Source organism: Nonomuraea candida, assembly GCF_000725485.1.
Taxonomy (GTDB): domain Bacteria; phylum Actinomycetota; class Actinomycetes; order Streptosporangiales; family Streptosporangiaceae; genus Nonomuraea; species Nonomuraea candida.
The window spans coordinates 26532-47046 of the sequence record NZ_JOAG01000006.1; the positions used below are offsets into that span (position 1 = coordinate 26532).

16 protein-coding genes and 1 pseudogene are annotated in these 20515 nt (G+C 73.1%); 7 read left to right on the forward strand and 10 right to left on the reverse strand.

Annotated features, from left to right (window positions below; genetic code table 11):
- Positions 1-89: 89 nt before the first annotated feature.
- Positions 90-776 carry a response regulator gene (locus tag IO39_RS05410; RefSeq protein WP_043616980.1) on the reverse strand — a complete coding sequence of 229 codons (687 nt, stop codon included), beginning with the start codon at positions 774-776 and terminating at the stop codon, positions 90-92.
- Positions 773-2377 (reverse strand): sensor histidine kinase, encoded by a 1605-nt coding sequence (locus IO39_RS05415; protein ID WP_245641820.1) that lies wholly within the window; start codon positions 2375-2377, stop codon positions 773-775. The genes IO39_RS05410 and IO39_RS05415 overlap by 4 nt, the downstream gene beginning before the upstream one ends.
- A gap of 152 nt (positions 2378-2529) precedes the next feature.
- Here IO39_RS05415 and IO39_RS05420 point away from each other — a divergent pair, with 152 nt between their 5' ends.
- A complete protein-coding gene (locus IO39_RS05420; protein ID WP_043616983.1) occupies positions 2530-3117 on the forward strand; it encodes a class I SAM-dependent methyltransferase in 588 nt (195 codons plus the stop codon).
- A 357-nt stretch (positions 3118-3474) separates the two neighbouring features.
- Here the strand turns inward: IO39_RS05420 and IO39_RS05425 are convergent, their stop codons facing one another.
- The 4 genes and pseudogenes from IO39_RS05425 to IO39_RS05440 form a co-directional block, all read right to left on the reverse strand.
- On the reverse strand, positions 3475-4257 hold the full coding sequence (locus IO39_RS05425) for an enoyl-CoA hydratase/isomerase family protein (protein WP_043616986.1): 783 nt from the start codon (positions 4255-4257) through the stop codon (positions 3475-3477).
- A complete protein-coding gene (locus tag IO39_RS05430; RefSeq protein WP_043616988.1) occupies positions 4257-5171 on the reverse strand; it encodes an alpha/beta hydrolase in 915 nt (304 codons plus the stop codon). The genes IO39_RS05425 and IO39_RS05430 overlap by 1 nt, the downstream gene beginning before the upstream one ends.
- 9 nt (positions 5172-5180) lie before the next feature.
- Complete coding sequence (locus IO39_RS05435) at positions 5181-5870, reverse strand: gamma-glutamyl-gamma-aminobutyrate hydrolase family protein (protein ID WP_043616990.1); 690 nt, start codon at positions 5868-5870, stop codon at positions 5181-5183.
- A 212-nt stretch (positions 5871-6082) separates the two neighbouring features.
- A pseudogene (locus IO39_RS05440) lies at positions 6083-6743 on the reverse strand (DsbA family oxidoreductase).
- 63 nt (positions 6744-6806) lie between these two features.
- Here IO39_RS05440 and IO39_RS05445 point away from each other — a divergent pair.
- From IO39_RS05445 to IO39_RS05455, 3 genes are all read left to right on the forward strand, one after another.
- Positions 6807-7166: a winged helix-turn-helix transcriptional regulator gene (locus IO39_RS05445; protein ID WP_043616993.1), complete on the forward strand. Its 360-nt coding sequence runs from the start codon at positions 6807-6809 to the stop codon at positions 7164-7166.
- Between the two features lie 372 nt (positions 7167-7538).
- Entirely contained in the window at positions 7539-8657 is a 1119-nt protein-coding gene (locus IO39_RS05450; protein ID WP_043616996.1) for a globin domain-containing protein, read from the forward strand.
- A gap of 112 nt (positions 8658-8769) precedes the next feature.
- Positions 8770-10254: a sialidase family protein gene (locus tag IO39_RS05455; protein ID WP_052422472.1), complete on the forward strand. Its 1485-nt coding sequence runs from the start codon at positions 8770-8772 to the stop codon at positions 10252-10254.
- A 51-nt stretch (positions 10255-10305) separates the two neighbouring features.
- Here the strand turns inward: IO39_RS05455 and IO39_RS05460 are convergent, their stop codons facing one another.
- Complete coding sequence (locus IO39_RS05460) at positions 10306-11064, reverse strand: helix-turn-helix domain-containing protein (protein WP_342671401.1); 759 nt, start codon at positions 11062-11064, stop codon at positions 10306-10308.
- 190 nt (positions 11065-11254) lie between these two features.
- Here IO39_RS05460 and IO39_RS05465 point away from each other — a divergent pair, with 190 nt between their 5' ends.
- Both IO39_RS05465 and IO39_RS05470 read left to right on the forward strand, forming a co-directional pair.
- Positions 11255-12334: a WD40/YVTN/BNR-like repeat-containing protein gene (locus tag IO39_RS05465; RefSeq protein WP_043617003.1), complete on the forward strand. Its 1080-nt coding sequence runs from the start codon at positions 11255-11257 to the stop codon at positions 12332-12334.
- Between the two features lie 15 nt (positions 12335-12349).
- The gene (locus IO39_RS05470) at positions 12350-12646 is read left to right on the forward strand and encodes a ubiquitin family protein (RefSeq protein ID WP_052422473.1); all 297 of its coding nucleotides are present in this window, start codon (positions 12350-12352) and stop codon (positions 12644-12646) included.
- Between the two features lie 168 nt (positions 12647-12814).
- Here the strand turns inward: IO39_RS05470 and IO39_RS05475 are convergent, their stop codons facing one another.
- The 3 genes from IO39_RS05475 to IO39_RS05485 form a co-directional block, all read right to left on the reverse strand.
- Entirely contained in the window at positions 12815-15445 is a 2631-nt protein-coding gene (locus IO39_RS05475; RefSeq protein ID WP_084772315.1) for a M4 family metallopeptidase, read from the reverse strand.
- Positions 15446-15649: 204 nt separating this feature from the next.
- Complete coding sequence (locus IO39_RS05480; protein ID WP_052422474.1) at positions 15650-16786, reverse strand: amidohydrolase family protein; 1137 nt, start codon at positions 16784-16786, stop codon at positions 15650-15652.
- Between the two features lie 46 nt (positions 16787-16832).
- The gene (locus IO39_RS05485; RefSeq protein WP_043617007.1) at positions 16833-18959 is read right to left on the reverse strand and encodes an anthranilate synthase component I; all 2127 of its coding nucleotides are present in this window, start codon (positions 18957-18959) and stop codon (positions 16833-16835) included.
- A gap of 348 nt (positions 18960-19307) precedes the next feature.
- Between IO39_RS05485 and IO39_RS05490 the strand changes: the two genes are divergently transcribed.
- On the forward strand, positions 19308-20495 hold the full coding sequence (locus IO39_RS05490) for a cytochrome P450 (RefSeq protein WP_043617010.1): 1188 nt from the start codon (positions 19308-19310) through the stop codon (positions 20493-20495).
- The last annotated feature ends 20 nt before the right edge of the window (positions 20496-20515 follow it).

Genomic DNA, 20515 nt, shown 5'->3' on the forward strand with positions numbered 1-20515 from the left:
CCGGGCTGACTCACCGGTACGCCCCGCGACGGACCTCAATCGGACGCCCGTCCCCCAGACCCCGTCCACGGGCACGCCGCCGCCCCGCGTCAGGTCACGGCGCCGCCGCGGGGCTGGCGTACGGGGCGGAAGGAGGCGTCCACGAGGCCGGTGCGGTGGGCCACGACGGCGGCCTGGATGCGGTTGCGCAGGCCCAGCTTCTCCATGGCGGCGGCGATGTGCGTCTTGACCGTGGTGACCCCGACGTGCAGTTCCTCGGCGATCTCCGCGTTGGACAGGCCGGTGCCGACCAGGGCCAGCACCTCCACCTCCCGCTCGGTCAGCCCGGGCGGCGCGGCCGGGGCGGCCTGCTCCTCGGCGGCCAGGAAGCGCTCCACGACCCGGCGCAGCACGGAGGGCGCGAGGAGCTGCTCGCCGGCCGCCGCCCGGCGCACGGCGTCGACCATGCGCTCCGGCTCGTCGTCCTTGACCAGGAAGCCGACGGCGCCGGCGCGGAGGGCGGCGTAGACGTTGCCGTCCTCGGCGAACGTGGTCAGCACCACGATCCTGGCCCCCGGCCGGGCGGCGAGCACCCGCTTGATGGCCTCCAGGCCGTCGACCCTGGGCATGCGCAGGTCCATCAGGATCACGTCGGGCAGGTGGCGCTCGGCCAGGCGCACGGCCTCGGCGCCGTCCTCGGCCTCGCCCACCACCTCCATGTCACCCGTGGCCTGCAGCAGCATGCGCACGCCGGCGCGCACGAGCGCCTGGTCGTCGGCCACCAGCACCCGGATCATGCCGCGCTCCCCTGGTGCAGGCGGGTGGGCAGGTGGGCGGCCAGCAGCCAGCCGCCCTCGCCGTCGGGGCCCGCGCTGAGGGTGCCGCCCACGGTGCGCACGCGCTCGCGCATGCCGGCCAGGCCCCGCCCGGAGGAGGGCAGGCGCTCGATGACGGTGGGCGGGCGGCCGTTGCGGATCTCCACGGCCAGTCCTTCCTCCGAGGAGGTGACGGATACGCGGACCCGGGTGCCGGGGCCTGCGTGTTTGAGCACGTTGGTGAGTCCTTCCTGAACGATGCGGGCCGCGGAGGTGCGGGCGATGAGCGGGGCCTGGTCGGTGGCCGGGTCGAGGTCGAGGTCCACGTCGAGGCCGGCGGCGGACATGCGCTCGGCGGACTCGCGTACGACGTCGGCGGGGTTGGCCAGCAGGTCGGGCTGGCGGTCGGGGTCGCGCAGCAGGTCGAGCAGGTCACGCAGGTCCTGCAGCACCTGGTGGCCGGTCTCGCGGATGTCGTTGAGCGCGTCGGCGACGGGCCCGTCGGGGGCGGTGTAGCGGGCGGCGCTGGCCCGCAGCACCATGGCGCCGACGTGGTGGGCGACGATGTCGTGCACGTCGCGGGCGATGCGCTCGCGCTCGGCGAGCTGGTCGGCGCGCACCTGGGCGACGGCGGCGCGGGCGGCCTCCTCGGCGACCAGCTTCTCGGTGGCCGCGGCGGCCCGGCGCACGCCCAGGTAGCGGCCGATCGCGATGGGCGTGGCGACCAGCGACATCAGCACGCCGACGCGGATGGGGGTGATCTCGGTGTTGTCGCCGACGACGGCGACGGCGGTCAGCAGGCACCCGGTCACGTACGCGGCCAGCGTCCAGCCCCACGACACCACCCGCATGGCGAACACGCCGATGGCGATGAGGGTGAGGATCACGCAGGTGTTGACCGTGGAGCTGAGGTAGGTGTCGGCCGAGACGAGCAGCACGCCCTGCAGCAGGAAGACCAGCCCCGGCAGCCGCCGGGCGATGCCCAGCGACAGCCCGCCGACCACGGCCAGCAGGCCGACCACCCAGACGGGCTGGGCGCCGGAGTGCCAGGAGGTCCAGGTGCTGAGCACGGTGATGGCCACGCCGCCGGCGGCGAGCAGCGCGTCGGGGGTGACGTCGCGCTCGTCGAGGCGCTCGGCGGAGCTGCGCAGGTAGGCGCCGAGCACGGCGGGGGTCACGGGCAGCAGCACGGAGTACGTCCACATGTTGCCGGTGAGCGCGACCCCCGGATCGGCGATGTTGCAGGCGGTCGCGGCGATCGCGGCGGCCACGGCAGGGGCGGTGGCGCGCGCCCTGGAGGTGTGGCCGGCCACCCCGAGCGAGACGCACAGCAGGATCTGCGCGGTGTTGGAGGTGAACGAGCCGAGCTGGTCGGTGACGGCCAGGAACGCGGCCAGGTAGAGGGTGACGATGACCGGCCGGTGGCGCACCAGGCCCATGGGCAGGCCGACCAGCAGCGCCATGAGGATGTTGAACTCCGCGGGCAGGAACGGGGTGTCGCCCGCGTGTGCCGTGGTCAGCAGATCCAGGCCCACTCCCGAGGCCGCCAGGAGGACATCCAGCGGCACGCCACGCCAACGCATGGACCCACGGTATCCGCCCGGAGATGAGCGCCGGATCCACCGGGGCGTGCCCGCGTGATCCTCCGGGGGGAGGATCACGCCTCCTCCAAGTGGCCGGAGCTCCGCCCGGGAGGGGGAGCGATCAGGTGTGCCGGGGGCCGTAGGTTCAAGGCATGCCCAACGACACGGCACTATTCCTCGGCCAGTTCCTGCGCAATCCCGCGGCGATCGGCGCACTCGCGCCCAGCTCGCGGCGCCTGGCCACGGCCGTCTGCGCCCCCGTTCCCGAGCGCGGCGAGCCGATCGTGGTGGAGCTCGGGCCAGGCACGGGCCCGTTCACGGCGGAGATCCAGCAGCGTCTCGGCGGGCGCGGCCACCATCTTGCCGTTGAGCTGAACGAGCGGCTGGCGGGGTTGCTGGCCGAGCGTTTTCCGAAGGTGGACGTGGCGCACGCCGACGCCACGAAGCTGGGCGAGCTGCTCGCGCAGCGCGGGCTGGGGACGGCCGACGTGGTGATCAGCGGGCTGCCGTGGGCGGCCTTCCCCCGGGAGTTGCAGCTCGATCTGATGGCCGCGGTGACGGGGTCGATGAGCCCGGGGGCGGCGTTCACGACGTTCTCCTACATTCACGCCATCCCGCTCAGCTCGGCGCGGCGCTTCCGCGCGCTGCTGGCCGAGCGGTTCGAAGAGGTGGTGCTGGGCCGTACGGTGTGGCGCAACACGCCTCCCGCCTTCGTCTTCCACGCCCGCCGGCCCCGCTGAGAACCCCGCCGGCCCCGCAGAGCCTCGCCGGCTCCGCTGAGAACCCCGCCGGCCCCGCAGAGCCTCGCCGGCTCCGCTGAGAACCCCGCCGGCCCTCCGGTGAGGACGGAGCGCGGGTCGGGCCGCGTGATCGCGGCCGGGATTTCGGGGGAGAGCGGGGGTCCGGCCGCCCGATCGGCGCCGGGATCGGGCGGGCCGCGCCTGTGGAGGGGGAGCTGTTGGCTCAACCCCCTCTCCGCGCGGGCCCCCGGACCTTCCCGCGGCTTTTCCCGCCTGTGTCAGGGCCCCCTGTGAACGATCCCCTCCTCTCCTTCCTGGAGGCCGCCTACCCGAGGCGGGGGGAAGCACACCCCTCGCTCAGCCGAAGGCGGGGGGCCGCTTCTCGCGCAGCGCGCGCACGCCCTCGGCGGCGTCGGGGCCGGTGAAGCCGAGGAACTCCATGGCCAGCGAGGCGTCGAAGGACGGGCCGGCCAGGCGCAGCCAGTTGTTGAGCGAGTATTTGGTGAGCCTGATCGCCTCCTGGCTGCCGGCGGCGAGCCTGACCGCGATCTCCATGGCCTTGTCGTGCACCTGGTCGTCGTCGACGCAGAGGCTGACCAGCCCCATCCGCTCGGCCTGCTCGCCCGTGACGGGCTCGCACAGCAGCAGGTGGTATTTGGCCTTGGCCAGCCCGCACAGCAGCGGCCAGACGATCGCGGCGTGGTCGCCGGCGGCGACGCCGAGCCGGGTGTGGCCGTCGATGATCCGCGCGGTACGGCCGGCGACGGAGATGTCGGCCAGCAGCGCGACCGCCAGCCCGGCGCCCACGGCCGGGCCCTGCACGGCCGAGACGATCGGCTTGGAGCAGTTGAGCACGTTGTAGACGATGTCGCGGGCCTCGGCGAACACGCGCAGCCGGGTGGCGTGGTCGCGCATCATGTCCTCGATCATGGACAGGTCGCCGCCGGCGGAGAACGCGCGGCCCTCTCCCCTGACGACGACGGCGCGCACGGAGTCGTCGCGGTCGGCGTCGCGCCAGATCTCGCCCAGCTCGCGGTGGGCCTCGGCGTCGACGGCGTTGAGCCTGGCGGGCTCGCTGATGGTGACGCGCAGCACGCCCTCGGCGGGGGTGTCGAGCTTCAGCTTGGTGTAGGCGTCCATCACAGGAACTCCCTGAGCCGTTGCGCGAGGTATTCGCGGGCCTCGATCGCCTGGTCGAACAGGCCGGGCAGGACGTAGAAGCCGTGCAGGGCGCCGTCGAACCTGCGCAGCTCGACCGGCACGCCCGCCTCGGCCAGGCGGGCGGCGTAGCGCTCGCCCTCGTCTCTGAGCACGTCGCACTCGGCGGTGACGACGGTCGCGGGCGGCAGGCCGGACAGGTCGGGCAGGCGGGCCGGGGACAGCCGGGGGTCGGCCGGGTCGGCGCCGGCCGCGTATTGCCCGGCGTACCAGGCCATCTCGGCGGCGTCGAGCCCGAACCCCTTGGCGTGGTCGGCGTAGCTGGGGGTGTCCATCGCCAGGTCGAGCACCGGGTAGACGAGCACCTGGTGGGCCAGGCCCAGACCGGCGTCGCGGGCCTGCCAGGCGGCGACGGCGGCCAGGTTGCCGCCCGCGCTGTCGCCGCTCACGGCGACGCGGCCGTTGCTCTGGTAGAAGGCGGGCCGGGCGAAGATGTCGCGCACGACGGTCCAGGCGTCGTCGGCGGCGGCGGGGAACGGGTGCTCGGGCGCCAGCCGGTAGTCGACGGAGACCACGACGGCGCGGGTGCGGATGGCCAGGTCGCGCGCGGCGGCGTCGTTGCGCTTGACGCTGCCGAAGACCCAGCCGCCGCCGTGGAAGTAGACCACGACGGGCAGCGGGCCGTCGCCGGGGTCGGCGCGGTAGATGCGGACGGGCACGCCCTCGGCCAGCTCGTCGCGGACGAACGGCAGCTTGGTCAGCGGCCCTCGGTGGACCGCCAGGAGGTCCTGCGCGCGCATCTCCTGGATCGCGGGCAGGTCGAGCGCGGCCGGGTCGGCGCCGAGATCCGATGGGTATCGGGCGAGGAACTCCCGCGCCTGGGGGTGCAGCGGCATGATCGCAGCCTAGCGGGCCGCCTCCATGAACGCATCGAAGAGCCGGTCGTCCCCGCCGCGCTCCGGATGCCACTGGACCCCGACGCCGAACCGGTGCCCCTGCAGCTCGATGCCCTCGACGATCTGGTCCTCGGCCCAGGCCACGGCCAGCAGGCCGGAGCCGAGGCGGCGGACGGACTGGTGGTGCGGCGCGCTCGCCTCGATCCGGTCGCCGACGGCCTTGCCGAGCTTGCTGGAGACGCTGACCTGGATGGTGTGGCCCGCGCCGCCGGGCTCGGCGTGGCGGTCGCTGTCGAGCACGTCGGGCAGCCAGCCGATCAGCGTGCCGCCCTGGGCCACGTTGAGCACGTGCATGCCCCTGGCGATGGCCAGGATCGGCACGTCGGCGCGGACGGCGGCCCTGGCCAGGGCCAGCTCGAACCGGTCGCGCCGGGTCTGCGGCTCGCGGACGCGCGGGTCCTGCTCGCCGTTGTACGTCTCGGCCCCCAGCTCGACTCCGCCGGTCAGGACGACGCCGCTCAGGCCGCGCACGTAGTCGTCGGCGGCGCCCGGGGCCAGCGGCGGCAGCACCACCGGCGCGCCCCCCGCCCGGCCGACCGCCTTGGCGTAGGAGGGGGGCGACAGCACGGCCTCCCGCACCCAGTCGCCCCAGCGGGCTGCTTCGAAGTAGGCGGTGATGCCGATCAACGGTCGGGACATGCGTTCTCCAGGGCCCAGGGGGGAGTCCGGGCGCCGTCCGGCTCCGGTCCGTGACGGCCCCATGCCCCATCATGGCGCACAGCCTTTCCGATATGTCACCCCTCCGAAAGATCCCGGCCTACCACGTGCCTCCCGTGGCGCGGGGTTTCCGGGATTCGTCCCCGTCTGCGGCGGAGGTGAGGACCGGGGGACGCCTGCGCGCCCGGCCTCCTTCAGCAGCCTCCGGCGGCCTCGCACACCCCGCCGTCCGCGCCCGCGAGGCGGCCCTCCGGCCAGGCTTGGTCGATCGCCCGGGCGAAGACGTCCACCGGCTGCGCCCCCGCGACGGCGTACCGGCCCGCGAAGACGAACGTGGGCACTCCGGACACGCCGAGCTCCATGGCGCGCCGCTCGTCGGCCCTGACCTCCTCGGCGAAGCCGCCGCCGGCGAGCACGGCCAGGGCGGCGTCCGGGTCGAGGCCGGCCTCGGCCGCCAGCCGGGCCAGGGTGCCGTGGTCGGACAGCACGGCGCCCTCGGCGACGTAGGCGCTCATCAGGCGCTCGCGCAGGGCCTCTCCCCTGCCCTCGCGGTCGGCGTGCCGCATGAGGCGGTGGGCGTCGAAGCTGTTGACGGGCCTGGCCCGGTCGAGGCGGTAGACCAGGCTCTCCCGGGCGGCCAGCTCCGTCAGCATCGCCATGCGGCGCTCGTTGTCGCCCGCGGAGCCGCCCAGGTCGCGGTGGGCGCGTTCGGGGAGGGTGAGGGCGGGCTCGGCGCTGCCCGCGGGGTCGAGCTCGAAGCTGCGCCAGCGCCCGCTCGAAGCGGCGCTTGCCGATGTAGCACCAGGGGCAGACGAGGTCGGACCAGACGTCGACGGTCAAGGTGGTGGTGGTCATGGGGCTACCGTACGAGGAGCGGCTTTCTTTTCGTAAGTACGTACCTTGAGGTAAGCTTCATACGTGGACCTAGAGGATCTGTTCCGTAGCGACTGCCCGGGGCGGCAGGTGATGGAGCACCTCACCGGCAAGTGGGGCGTGCTCGTGCTGGTCGCACTCAAGGACGGCCCGCTGCGCTTCCACCGGCTGCGTGACCGGATCGAGGGCATCAGCGAGAAGATGTTGTCGCAGAACCTGCGGGTGCTGGGCAGGGACGGGCTGCTCGACCGGTTCGTCGAGCCCTCCACGCCGCCGCAGGTGACCTATTCCCTGACGCCCCTCGGCGAGCAGGCGGTCGCGCACCTGTGCGAGCTGTTCACGTGGATCGCCCGGTCCGCCCCGCAGATCATCGCCGCCCAGGAGCGGCACGACCGCGGGCTCTGACCGCGCACTCTGACCGCGCGCCCTGACCGCGCACCCTGACCGCGCACCCCGGCCCGGACTCCGACCGCGGCCCCCGATCGCGAAAGTCGGCCCCGCACGGAGGCTGAAAGAATACGAAAATTAGTTATTTTCGTATTCGCCGGGCCACCGGCATGGAAATTCGCATGCGGAGAATCACGGTCCGGTTACTGATAGTTCCGCTTCGCACCGTATCGGGGGAATCGGTTGTGACGCGTCATCGGTGGTGTAAGACTCATTTTCGAGCGCAGGGGATGCGCCGGGGCGGGCCCCCGCGCTCACGACCCGGAACCCTCAGGAGGTGAACGGCGAAGACCGGAGTTTCGTTTCCGGTCAAAAGGTGGGGTTTGCTCTATGTCGTTGAATCCGCGCCTGGTCAAGGAGAGTTTCTCCGTGGTCGAGCCGATGGCCGACAAGGCCACGGCCTACTTTTACGGCAGGTTGTTCGCAGAGAATCCACATTTGCGGGGCATGTTCCCGCCCGCCATGGACGTGCAGCGCGACCGGCTGTTCAGCGCGCTGACCCGGATCGTGTGGAGTCTGGACAGCCCGGACAGCCTGGCGTCCTATCTCGGGCAGCTCGGCAGGGACCACCGCAAGTACGGCGTCATCGCCGAGCACTACACGGCCGTGGGCAACGCCCTGCTGGCCACGATCCGCCGCTTCGCGGCCGACGTCTGGGACCACGAGATCGAGGCGGCCTGGGTGTCGGCGTACACGGCGGCGGCCAACCTGATGATCCAGTCGGCCGAGTCGGACGCGGGGGTCTCCCCCGCCTGGTGGCTGGCCGAGGTGATCGACCACGAGCGGCGGCACCGGGACATCGCGGTCATCACGCTGCGGCCGGCGCAGCGCCTGCCGTACACGCCCGGCCAGTACGTCACCGTGCAGACCCCGCGCTGGCCCCGCGTGTGGCGGACGTTCTCGATCGCCAACGCGCCGCGCCCGGACAACACGATCAGCCTGCACGTGCGCTCGGTGCCCGGCGGCTGGGTCTCGACCACGCTGATCAGGCACACCCGCATCGGCGACACGCTCATGCTGGGCCCGCCGATGGGCACGATGGCGCCGCGCGAGCACAGCGCGCGCGACCTGCTGTGCGTGGCCGGCGGCACCGGCCTGGCGCCGCTGAAGGCGATCGTGGAGTCCGTCATCGCCTCGGGCCGCCGCCCCAACATCCACCTGCTGTACGGCGCCCGCACCGCCGACGAGCTGTACGACCTGCCCGACCTGATCAGGATGGAATCCGCCTTCCCCTGGCTGCGGGTGCTGCCCGTGGTGTCGGACCAGCCCTCCTACACCGGCATGCGCGGCCACCTGCCCGAGGTGACCCAGCGCTTCCACTCCTGGGCCGAGCACGACGTGTACGTGTGCGGCCCGCCCTCCATGGTCAACGAGACCGTGCGCCGCCTCCAGGACGACGGCGTGCCCCTGGCCCGCATCCACCGCGACAGCGTGCCGGGCGAGCGCTGAGACCGGCGGCCGGGCCTCCCGGCCGCCGGGAAGGGGATCTTCCGCCGCGAGAGGTTGACAGCACGGTTCGCACGGTGCCTCCTGGTACTTGACACGCCAAGTGAGGTGAACCGTGCCGACCTCTCCCCGGCGCCGAGGAATCGGCGGGCTCTTAGCCGTCCTGACCGCGACCCTGCTCCTCACCCTGCTCCTCACCCTGCTCCTCACCCCGTCCCTCGCACCGTCTCCCGCGTCGGCCGCCGCCGCCGAGGCCGTGCCCCTGACCGAGCTGGGCTCCGACCCCTACGCCAACGCCACCGGCCAGCACGGCACCACGGCCGGGCCGGACACCTACCAGTGGGACACGACGATCGTGTCCGCCCAGCAGGCGGGCCGCTTCCACGACGGCGGCGCCTCGGGCATCGCGTTCGCCACGTCGCCCGACAACGGCGTCACCTGGGTGAAGGGCGTGCTGCCCGGCCTGACCACGTTCGGCGGCGGGCCGTACGCGCGGGTCAGCGCCCCGTCGGTGGCCTTCGACGCCGAGCACGGCGTGTGGCTGATCTCCTCGCTGGCGCTCACCGACACGGGCGGCGTGGCCGGGGTGGCGGTGCTGGCCAGCCGCTCCACCGACGGCGGCCGCACCTGGGGCGCGCCGGTCACGGCCGCCACCGGGGGCGACCCGGACAAGAGCTGGGCCGTCTGCGACAACGGCGCGGACAGCCGGTTCCGCGGGCGCTGCTACGTGGTGTACGACGACCACGCCGCGGGCAACGCGATCAAGGTGGCGCGCTCCTCCGACGGCGGCCTGACCTGGACCGTCACCGCCACCTCGGCGAGCGGGCTGGGCGGGCAGCCGGTGGTGCGGCCGGACGGGGCCGTGGTGGTGCCGTACCTGAGCGTGGACGGCCAGATCCGCTCCTTCCGCTCCCGCGACGGGGGCGCGAGCTGGAGCGAGAGCGTGCTGGTCTCGCGGGTGCAGCGGCACCCGGTCGCGGGCGGCCTGCGCGCCGCGCCGCTCCCGTCGGCGGAGGCCGACGCGGACGGCACGGTATACGTCGCCTGGCACGACTGCCGCTTCCAGATCGGCTGCGCCGGCAACGACATCGTGCTCAGCAGGTCGGCCACGGGGGCGGCGTGGGGCGACGTCCTGCGCGTCACCGGCGACGGCGGCGACCACTTCATCCCCGGCCTCGGCGTGGACCGGCAGAGCGCGGGCGGCAAGGCCCGGCTGGCGCTGACCTACTACCGCTACCCCGAGTCCTCCTGCGCGCCCGCCGCCTGCCGCCTCACCGTCGCCTACACCTCCTCGCTCAACGGCGGCGCGAGCTGGTCGGCGCCGCTGGAGCTGCACGGGCCGATGTCGCCGGACTGGCTGGCGGGCAGCGCGCAGGGGCGCACGGTCGGCGACTACATCTCCACCTCGATCGTCCCCGGCGGCAGCGCCTTCCCGGCGTTCGCGGTGGCGGGCGCGCCCGTCGGCGGCGCCTACGACGTGCGCGTCCACACGGTGGCCGGGGGCCTGGCCGTCACGGGCGGGCCGCCGCCCACGATCGCCATCGAGTCGGCCATCGCCACCGGCGACCCCGTCCCCACCCTCCCGGCCACCGCCCGCTGACCGGCCACCGGCCGGGCGGAGGCGGCGGCCGGGGCTCGGCGCGCCGCGCGTTCAGGGGGTTCTGAAGGCGGCCGCCGTCTCCTCGTCGCTGGGCCAGAACGTCTCGATGGCCAGCTCGGAGACCGTCACGTCCACCGGCGTGCCGAACGTCGCGATCGTGGTGAACATCGACAGCACCCGGTCGCCGGCCGCGATCCGCAGCGGCACCAGGATGTCGCCGGGCCCGGGCACGTGCGCCACGTTGAGGTCCACCCCCGGATACCGGTACGTCAGCAGCTCCTCGTACAGCTCGGCCAGCGGCCCGTTGCCCGACATCTCGACCTGCCTGCGGAGCTGGTGCAGCAGGTGGGCCCGGACCTCGGCCAGGTTGAGCAGCCGCCCGCCCATCGCCTCCGGGTGCAGCGACAGCCGCATCACGTTGACCGGCTCCTTCAGCAGCTCGGCGGGCACGCCCTCCATGAACATGGCCGCCGCCGAGTTGGCCGCCACCAGGTTCCACACGGCGTCCACCACGACCGCCGGGTACGGCTCGTGCCCGGCCAGGATCTTGTCCAGCGCCTTCCGCACGACCTCCATCTCGGGCGCGCGCACTTCCCGTTCCGGATAGACGGGGGCGAACCCGGCCGCCATCAGCAGCCTGTTGCGGTGCCGCAGCGGCACCTCCAGCTCCTCCGACAGTTTCATCACCATCTCGCGGCTCGGCCGGGCGCGCCCGGTCTCCAGGAAACTGATGTGGCGGGCGGAGACCTCGGCCTCGATGGCCAGGTCGAGCTGGCTCACCCGCCGCCGCTGCCGCCAGGAACGCAACAACTCACCGAAAGAATCTTCACGTACCGCAACCGCACTCATACCGGACACGCTAGCGGGAGAAGGGAAGGCGCTCGATTACCTGCCTGGTAATGCCCGCGCGGCGGCCTGCTTCTGCGGGGAATCTCCCAGACTTCGGTAACTGTCGGTGGCGCGTGGCACGATGGCCGCAAGTCAACCTGGGAGCGATGCTATGAGTGACGCAGTGCTCGCGATCGGCACCCGCAAGGGCCTGTTCCTGGCCCGTTCGACCGGCGGCGGCCCCTTCCAGATCGAGCCGATCCAGTTCTCCACGGTCGCCGTCCCCTCGGTCGCGATCGACACGCGCGGCACCACACCCCGGCTGCTGGCCGGCATCGAATACGGTCACTTCGGCCCGTCCGTGATGTACTCCGACGACCTCGGCGAGACCTGGCAGGAGGCGGAGCGGCCGCCCATCGCCTTCCCGGAGAAGACCGGCGCGACCCTGACCCGGGTCTGGCAGCTCACGCCCTCGCCGTCCGAGCCCGGCGTGGTGTGGGCCGGGGTCGAGCCGGCCGCGCTGTTCCGCTCGCAGGACCGCGGGGTCACCTACGAGCTCGTCGAGGGCCTGTGGGAGCACCCCCACCGCGAGCGCTGGCAGCCGGGCGGCGGCGGGCTGTGCCTGCACACCATCGTCCCCCACCCGGCCGACCCGGAGATCATGGCGATCGCGGTGTCGGCGGCCGGCTTCTACCGCACGACCGACGGCGGCCTGTCGTGGGAGGCGGCCAACAAGAACATCAGGGCGCCGTTCATGCCGGAGGGCCAGCAATATCCCGAGTTCGGGCAGTGCGTGCACAAGGTGACCATGCACCCGTCCCGGCCCGAGCGGCTCTACCTGCAGCACCACTTCGGCGTCTACCGCAGCGACGACTTCGGCGGGAGCTGGCACGACATCGGCTCGGCGCTGCCGTCTGACTTCGGGTTCCCGATCGCGGTGCACCCGTCGCGGCCCGACACCGTCTACGTGCTGCCGCTGACCGCCGACATCGACCGCACGCCGGTCGATCACCGCTGGCGGGTGCACCGCAGCGACGACGCGGGCGCCACCTGGCGGCCGTTCTCGGCGGGGCTGCCCGAGGAGCCGGTGCACAGCAGCGTGCTGCGCGACGCGATGACCGCGTCCGAGGCGGGGGTGTTCTTCGGCACGCGCGACGGCGAGGTCTACGGCTCGCGCGACGACGGCGAGACGTGGTCGCTGGTCGGCCGGCACCTGCCCGACGTGCTCACCGTGCGCGCGGCGGTGCTCTAGTCGATGTGCAAACCGGTGACGATGGTCGTGTTCGTGCTGCCCAGCTCGCTGCGCAGGTGGGTGAGCGGGCGCACGGAGGTCAAGGTCTTCGCCGTCGGCGCCGACCGCCATTCGCCGCCCACCCTGGGCTCGGCGCTGGACACGTTGCGGCGCACGCATCCGATGCTGGAGGAGCGGCTGCGCGACGACTACGGGCGCATCCGCCGGCACATCAGCATGATCGTGTGCGGGGAGAACTCCCGGGGGCTCGGCGGCCTCGACTGCGCGCTGCCGCCGGGCGCCGAGGTCTACGTCCTGCCCGCGCTCGCCTGAGCGGCGCCGCACCAGCCGGGGTGACCGCCGGGGCGACCGGCCCGGTGCGAGCGGGCGCCCGCCGGAGTGACCCGCCCGGTGCGGGCGGGCGCCCGCCGGGGTGATCCACCCGGTGCGGGCGGGCGCCCGCCGCCCCCTCACAGCGGTACGGCGGGCGCCCGGGCCGGTTCAGCAGCGGACGGCGGGCCGTTCCCGGGTCACCAGGTCGGTGTCGCCGCCGGTGCCGTCGAGCCAGACGAGCCTGCCGCGCTCGCCCGGTGAGAGGTTGTCCTGCATGCCGCGGTTGCAGGTGGTGCGCAGCAACGGCCCACCGGCCAGCGGCAGCTGGTACGCCTTGGCCAGCGTGGCGTTCTCCAGCACGTCGCCGTCGGGCCACACGGTCATCGACAGCGTCGTGTCGTTGGCGTCGAACCAGTTGAGGAAGGGCGCCTCGGGCCCGTCGGGCACGATGACGGCCGAGCCGGTGCCGTCGGGGGCGGCCCTCATGAGGGCGTACCTCCCGTCGCGGTTGGTGTCGACGGTCCAGACGACCTGCTCGCTGAGCATGATCGGCAAGACGGTGACCGACGTCGTCCCGCCGGTGCCGGGCACCTCGGGGACGACGGCCTCGGTCCCGGTGGCCACGTCGTAGATCGCGGGCGTGCTGTGGGTGACGCCGTCCTCGGTCCACTGCCTGGTGTAGGCGACCTTGCCGTTCCTGACCGAGGGCGTGAACCCGCTGACGCCGGCCGCCGAGGTGATCCGGACGGGCGCGGCGTCGCCCTTCTTGACCCAGATGTCGACCTCGCCGGCGGCCTCGTCGAAGCTCTCCCAGGCGATGACGTCGCCGGACAGGGCCAGGGCGGTCACCAGGCCGGGCGACCGATGGACGACCCGCGCGGGGGCGCTCGCGTCGATCGGCCGCTGGTGGATCAGGAAGCTGGTGAGGGCGTCGTCGTAGGAGGCCCAGGCGACCTGCCCGCCGTCGGTCTTCGGGAAGTAGTTCCACCGGTCGTCCGCCGTCAGGGCCACCGGCTTCCCGCCGCGCACCGCTCCCGTGAGGATCTGGCTGGGCGCGCTGCCGTCGGGCGAGGAGTTGGAGATCACGTAGCGGTCGCCCGCCACGTCGGGGACGGCGTTGAAGTCGGTGATGCCGTCGATCAGCAGCCGGCTGTCGGTGGGGATGCGCCGCTCCCAGCCGGGCCTGATGCCGTGCCGCTCGAAGGCCCGCGCCACGGTCAGCCGGTCACGGGCGGACAGGCCCAGGGCGCGCGCGGCCGACTCGACGGCGCGGCGGCCGTCCACGAAGTCGTCCAGCGGCGTCATGTACTCGGTCAGCGCCTTGTAGACCAGTTTGTCGGCCTTGGGGCCGCCGAGCTGCTCCCTGACGTCCCACAGGGCGCCGGAGAAGATCGTGGAGTTGAAGTGCACGCCGCCGCTGTCGATCCCGATGGTGAAGCCGAGGTAGTCCTCGCCCGCCACCCGGGCGTCGTCGAGGTCGCGGTTGGCGCACTCGGCGGGCGGGATGGTCTTGCACAGGCCCTCGCCCAGCAGGCTCGCGTCGGGGTCGCTCATCGGGATGCCCAGCGTGTCCACCTGGATGGCGTTGCCGAAGTAGTCGGCCAGGCCCTCGTTGATGGCTCCCGACTGGCCGAGGTAGGCCAGGTCGGCACTGTGGGTGATGACGCCGTGGGTCATCTCGTGGCCGACGACGTCGAGGCTCGCGGAGAAGGAGTGGAAGTCGGGGCCGCCTCCGCCGTAGACCATCTTGGTGCCGTCCCAGAAGGCGTTGGGGAACGGCTCGCCCAGGTCGGTGACGTTGACCACGGAGTACATGGTGCCGCCCCGGCCGTCGAGCCCGTCGCGGCCGAGCCCCCGGTAGTACTCGTACACCTTGCCCGCGCCCCAGTGGGCGTCCACGGCGCCACTGTCGGTGTGCCGGGGGCCGAACTCCGGCGTCGGCGACGTGGCCGGCTCGGTGCCCGGCGGGATGCCGGGGTCGAAGAAGTCGAACACGTCGCGGCCGGCGGCGTCGTAGGTGAGGATCTCGCCGGTGGTCCCGTTCCACATCGGGCGGGAGCGGTCGCGCAGCTCGTAGGCGCCGTCGGCGCGCTGGTAGGCGTTGAGCTCGACGTCGCGGCCGTGCGCGGTCCTGCCGCTGCCCACCACGGGGCCCTCCTTGCGGAGCCGGTCCATGGCGAACAGGGGGCGGCCGCTGTGGGCGTCCACGTACGCGTCGAGCAGCAGCGGCCCGCGCGCCGTGCGCCCGGCGAGCACGACGTGCCAGGCCAGCACGCCCGCGCCGCGCGGCACCACGACGAGTTCGGCGGCCCGCGCCGTGGCGTGCGCCCGCGCCGCCCGGTCGCGGATCATCAGGCCGCGGGCGATCGTCTCGGCTTTCTCCTTGCTCACCGACGGCTCGGTGCCGACGGTCAGCTCGGTGAGGAAGCGGCCGCCCGCCCCGACGACCTCGCGCTGCGCGCCGTTCTTGCGGAAGTGCACGAGGTAGTGGGCGCCGAAGACGGGCAGGCCGCGGTGGCGCTGGGCGAACCTGACGGTCTCGTCGCGGCCGTCGACGACGGTGCGCAGCGGCGCGAGGTCGGCCGGGTCGAGGTGGTAGCGCGGGTCGGCCAGGTGCGCCCTGGCCGCCGCGACGGGGTCGCCCGCCCGCGCGGGCTCGGACAGGCCGCGCACCTCGGCGGGCGCCCGGGTGCCGGCGCGCGGCTCCACTTCGGGCGGTGGCTCCTCGGCGGAGGCGACCGCCGGTACGAACAGCGCCAGGCATAAGGCGGCGGCGATGGTGAGGGGACGCCAGGACACGACACCTCCAGGTGTGCGAACGGATTCTGGCGTCCCGATCATCACCACGATATTGACAGGGAGACAAATCACAATTCGATCAAATGAATGAGGAATTATGCATTTCTTGTTGCACAGAGGGCTGATCGGCGTGAGAAATCACGGTTTTCCGGTTCGCGCGGCGCGGCCACCGCGCCCGGCAGGGATCCCCCTTCCGGGCCGGGCTCACAACCGGTAGATGCGGCGGGCGTTGCCGGAGCCGATCATGTGGGCGACCCTGGCCGCGTCGGAGGCGTTCCACTCCCCCGCGGCCAGCCGGGCGGCGAGCGCGCCCGCCAGGGCCCGCCGGTAGGACAGGGCGCCCAGGTAGCCGGTCTCGGCCAGGCCGCGGCAGCCGGAGCTGAAGAGCTGCTTGTGGAACGGCGCCAGCTCCAGCAGCTCGTCGATGACCCGGGCCGCGGCGGCGGCGCCGTGGGGCAGGGCGAGGCCGGCGTCCACGTACACGTGCGGGTGGATCGCGGCCAGGTGGGCGGCCTGGCGGTGGAACGGGTAGGGGTGCAGCAGGATCAGCGGCACGCCCAGCGGCTGCAGCGCGCCGGCGAACGCGCTCATCCTGGCCGGGTCGGCACGGTGCCGCGCGCCGGGGGCGAAGCCGCTGTGGAACTGCACCGGCAGGCCACGCTCCCTGGCCACGTCGATCGCGCTCCAGAGCAGGTGGCACAGCAGGACGGGGTCGGTGAGCGGCTCCTTGGGGTCGGCCAGCCGCCGGTTGGCCGCCGCGATCACCGCGCCCCTGGACGGCCGGTCCGGGTCGAGGTCGAGGCCGCACAGGGAGCCGATGACGGTCTTGAGCCCGACCGCCCGCGCGGCCCGCGCCCCCAGCTCCTCCCCCAGGGTGTCGAGGTAGTCCACGGCGAGCTGGGCGGTGGCGGCCACGTCGCGCTCGATCTGCTCGACGCGGACCAGCTCGTCGGCGGCGGCCCCGCCGTGCCGGCCCATCTCGCCGGCGGTCAGCGCCTCAAGGTCCTCCTCGGCGGAGTCCACCAGGAAGGCCACCACCCCGGCCCCGGCCAGCAGCCGCCGGTTGACCTCGGCCGCCCCCAGCTCGGCGCGGCGGGCCAGGTAGACGGCGGGCGGCGCGTGCGGCTCCAGGTCGAGCAGCGGGGCGCACCAGCGGCGCACGGCCACGCCGAACGGCGTGTCGAAATGGGTGGTGCCGGGCGGGGCAGGGCCGCCCCCGCCGGCGAGCAGCTCGAACTGGGCTCTGCTCAGGTCGTCTCGCCGCACCCCGTGACAGTGATGGTCGACGAGCGGGGCGAGCAGCGCGTCACGCACCGTGCCGGGCAGGTCTACGGGGAGCATGCGGGGAACTCTAAGGCAGCCCCGCACGCCCCCGCCCGGGTTTTACCTACCTGCGGGACAGACGCAGCACGTTCGCGATGATCTTCGCTCCGGCGCCGCCCTCCTGGGTCAGGATCGACTCGGGGTGGAACTGCACGGCGAAGCGCCGCCGCTCGGTGTCCTCGACGGCCATGACGTTGCCGTCGGGCGTCAGCGCGGTCGGGGTGAAGCCGACCACGCCGGGCCGCTTGGCGTGCAGGGAGTGGTAGCGGGCCGCGGTGAACTGCTCGGGCAGCCCCTCCAGCAGCGCGCTGTCGCCGAGCCTGGTGACCTGGCCGCGCTTGCCGTGCTCGGGGTAGTCGAGCAGCTCCAGCGTGCCGCCGGCCTGCTCGACCATGGCCTGCAGGCCCAGGCAGACGCCGAAGACCGGCAGGTCGCGGGCGTAGACCTCGTCGAGCAGGGCCGCGATGCCGAAGTCGGTGGGCCAGCCGGGGCCGGGCGAGAGCACCACCAGGTCGGGGGCGATCTCGTCGAGCAGGTGGATCGGGAAGCCGTGGCGCAGCGTCACGACGTCGGCGCCCTCCTGGCGGAAGTAGTCGGCCAGGGTGTTGACGAAGGAGTCCTCGTGGTCGACGAGCAGCACCTTCATGCCCAGCCCTGGCTGCTGCCTGGTCTCGGCGACGGGCGCCTCGCCGGGGTTGTTGACCGCGGCCAGGGCGCCGAGCAGGGCGCTGGCCTTCAGCTCGGTCTCGCGCTCCTCGGCCTCCGGGTCGGAGTCGAACAGCAGCGTGGCCCCCGCCCTGACGGTCGCCACGCCGTTCTTGATCTGGGCGGTGCGCAGGGTCAGGCCGGTGTTCATGGAGCCGTCGAAGCCGATGAAGCCGATGGCGCCGCCGTACCAGCGGCGGGTGGTGGCCTCGTGGTCCTCGATGAACTGCATGGCCCACGTCTTGGGCGCGCCGGTCACCGTGACGGCCCACATGTGGGTGAGGAAGGCGTCGAGGGCGTCGAACTCGGGGCGCAGCCGGCCCTCGATGTGGTCGACGGTGTGGATCAGGCGGGAGTAGAGCTCGATCTGGCGGCGGCCGATGACCTTGACGGTGCCGGGGACGCAGATGCGCGACTTGTCGTTGCGGTCCACGTCGGTGCACATGGTCAGCTCCGACTCCTCCTTGACGCTGGACAGGAGGGTGCGGATGGCCTCGGCGTCCTCGACCGGGTTGCTGCCGCGGGCGATGGTGCCGGAGATGGGGCAGGTCTCGACGCGGTCGCCGCTGACCCGGACGTACATCTCGGGCGAGGCGCCGACCAGGTGCTCGCCCTCGCCGAGGCTGATGATGAACTCGTACGGGGCCGGGTTGCTCTTGCGCAGGCTGCGGTAGAAGGCGGACGGGTCGGTGCAGGTGGCGTGGAAGACCTGGCCGGGCACGACCTCGAACAGGTCGCCGCGCTTGAACTTCTCCTTGGCGGCGGCCACGACCTTGGCGTATTCGCCCTTGACCGGGTCGGCCGGCAGCTCGCCCGGCGTGACGGGGGCAGCGCTCTCGCCGGTGCGCTCCAGGCCGCGGGTGGTCGCGCCGTCCACGGTGAACTCGTAGCGGTGCTCGAAGCAGCTCTCGCGCTGCCGGTCGATCACCACCAGCCGGTCGGGCAGGTGCAGCACCAGGTCGCGCTGGTCGTCGGGACGGGTCAGCTCCTGCCTGATCGGCTCGAACTGGAAGGCCAGGTCGTAGCCGAAGGCGCCGTAGAGGCCGAGGTGCGGGTCGTCGCCCTGGAAGGCGGCGATGACCTCGCGGATCGCGGTGAACACGGTGGGCCGGCGGCTGCGCATCTCCTCCGGCAGCAGGTCCTCCGACTCCGGCACGTAGACCTCGACGCGGTCGGCGGTGGGCGCGGTGACCGGCTTGCCCGCGGCCAGCAGGCAGGTGGTGATGACGGGCAGCACGACCCTGCCGCGCTCGTTGAGCGCGGTCGCGGCGATGTTGCGGCCCTTGGCGACCAGCTCCACGCACGGGTCGACGTAGCCGAACGCCCAGCGGCTGTAGCGGCCCGGGTAGTCCATGCCCGAGGAGAACGCGCCGCCGCGGCGCTCCGTCAGGGCCGTCACGATCTCTTCGAGGGCGGCTTCGTCCACGTCGCGTGTCTCACGCTCGACCGCGATGCCCCCGGCGGTGGTATATCCGCTCGTCTCCACTTGCTGCCCCTTATCACGTCACATGATCGAGCCCCGGGGCGAACACGAGAAAGGCCGCCATCCGGGGCGGCCGTCCGTTGAGTAATGCGAAACCCGCGCCGCCTAGGAGCGGCGCCACCACTGGAGCTGAGCGCGATTTCGCATGCCCCAAGGTTAACCGCCCGTCCATGATCGCGCAACGCGACCCACCCGCCGCCCCTTCCTCACCTCCCGCCCCCTCCACGCGGCGGGGGTGAGGTCGCGGGTCTCGCCTTCCGCCGCCTCCTCCATGGGGAGGGGGTGGTGGCGAGGGTTTGAATACAGATCTGTACTGTATTTGTGTTGTCGCCGGTCGAAAGGAGACCCGAGATGGCGAAGACCGAGGCGATCGCGTTCCCCCTGGAGCGGCCCACGCCGTTCGACCCGCCCGCCGAGCTGGCCGCCCTGCGCGAGACGCGGCCCATCGCCCGGCTGGCCTACCCCGACGGGCACCAGGGCTGGCTGGTGACCGGCCACGCCCTGGTCCGGGAGGTGCTGTCGGACCCGCGTTTCAGCGCCCGCGCGGAGCTGCGGCACCTGCCCGTCGACACCGGCGGGCGGACCGGGCAGCCCGCGCCGCCCGGCATGTTCGTCTCGGCCGACCCGCCCGTGCACACCCGCTACCGCCACCTGCTCACCGGCGAGTTCACGGTGCGCAGGATGCGGCGGCTCACCGAGCGGATCGAGGAGGTCACGAACTCCTACCTGGACGTCATGGAGCGGCAGGGCCCGCCGGCCGACCTGGTCGAGTCGTTCGCGGCGCCGATCCCGGCCGTGGTGATCTGCGAGCTGCTCGGCGTGCCGGAGGAGGACCGCGAGCGGTTCACGGCCCAGGGCACCACGCTGATGCGGGCCGACGTGCCGCAGGAGGAGAAGATCGCGGCCTACCTGGCGATGCAGGCCCACATGAAGGAGCTGGTGGCGGCCAAGCGGGCCAGGCCCACCGACGACCTGCTCAGCGGGCTGACCGGGAGCGACCTCAGCGACGAGGAACTGGCCAACATCGGGTTCATGCTGCTGGGCGCCGGGCTGGACACCACGGCCAACATGCTCGCGCTGGGCACGTTCGCGCTGCTGAGCCATCCCGGCCCGGCCGGGCTGCTGCGCTCGGACGGGGTGGACCAGGTGGTGGAGGAGCTGCTGCGCTACCTCAGCATCGTCCCCTTCCTCGTCCGCACCGCGCTGGAGGACGTCGAGCTGGGCGGCGAGAAGGTGAGCGCCGGGGAGACCGTCACCGTCTCGATCGCGGCGGCCAACCGTGACCCGGGCCGGTTCCCCGGCCCCGACCGGCTCGACGCCGAGCGCGCGGCGGGCGGGCACGTGGCCTTCGGGCACGGCGTGCACCAGTGCCTGGGCCAGCAGCTCGCCCGGGTGGAGATGCGGGCGGGCTTCACGGCGCTGTTCGGCCGCTTCCCGTCGCTGCGGCTGGCCGTCGAGCCCGGCGAGGTGCCGTTGCGCACCGACATGCTGATCTACGGCGTGCACCGGCTGCCCGTCACCTGGGACCACGGTCAATAGACTCCTGCGCGACGATCCCC

What these genes read in the sequence shown, in the direction of transcription:
- IO39_RS05410 (WP_043616980.1), bottom strand. Translation starts at nt 776, where the DNA reads ATGATCCGGGTGCTGGTGGCCGACGACCAGGCGCTCGTGCGCGCCGGC.
- IO39_RS05415 (WP_245641820.1), bottom strand. Translation starts at nt 2,377, where the DNA reads ATGCGTTGGCGTGGCGTGCCGCTGGATGTCCTCCTGGCGGCCTCGGGA.
- IO39_RS05420 (WP_043616983.1), top strand. Translation starts at nt 2,530, where the DNA reads ATGCCCAACGACACGGCACTATTCCTCGGCCAGTTCCTGCGCAATCCC.
- IO39_RS05425 (WP_043616986.1), bottom strand. Translation starts at nt 4,257, where the DNA reads ATGGACGCCTACACCAAGCTGAAGCTCGACACCCCCGCCGAGGGCGTG.
- IO39_RS05430 (WP_043616988.1), bottom strand. Translation starts at nt 5,171, where the DNA reads ATGCCGCTGCACCCCCAGGCGCGGGAGTTCCTCGCCCGATACCCATCG.
- IO39_RS05435 (WP_043616990.1), bottom strand. Translation starts at nt 5,870, where the DNA reads ATGTCCCGACCGTTGATCGGCATCACCGCCTACTTCGAAGCAGCCCGC.
- IO39_RS05450 (WP_043616996.1), top strand. Translation starts at nt 7,539, where the DNA reads ATGTCGTTGAATCCGCGCCTGGTCAAGGAGAGTTTCTCCGTGGTCGAG.
- IO39_RS05465 (WP_043617003.1), top strand. Translation starts at nt 11,255, where the DNA reads ATGAGTGACGCAGTGCTCGCGATCGGCACCCGCAAGGGCCTGTTCCTG.
- IO39_RS05480 (WP_052422474.1), bottom strand. Translation starts at nt 16,786, where the DNA reads ATGCTCCCCGTAGACCTGCCCGGCACGGTGCGTGACGCGCTGCTCGCC.
- IO39_RS05490 (WP_043617010.1), top strand. Translation starts at nt 19,308, where the DNA reads ATGGCGAAGACCGAGGCGATCGCGTTCCCCCTGGAGCGGCCCACGCCG.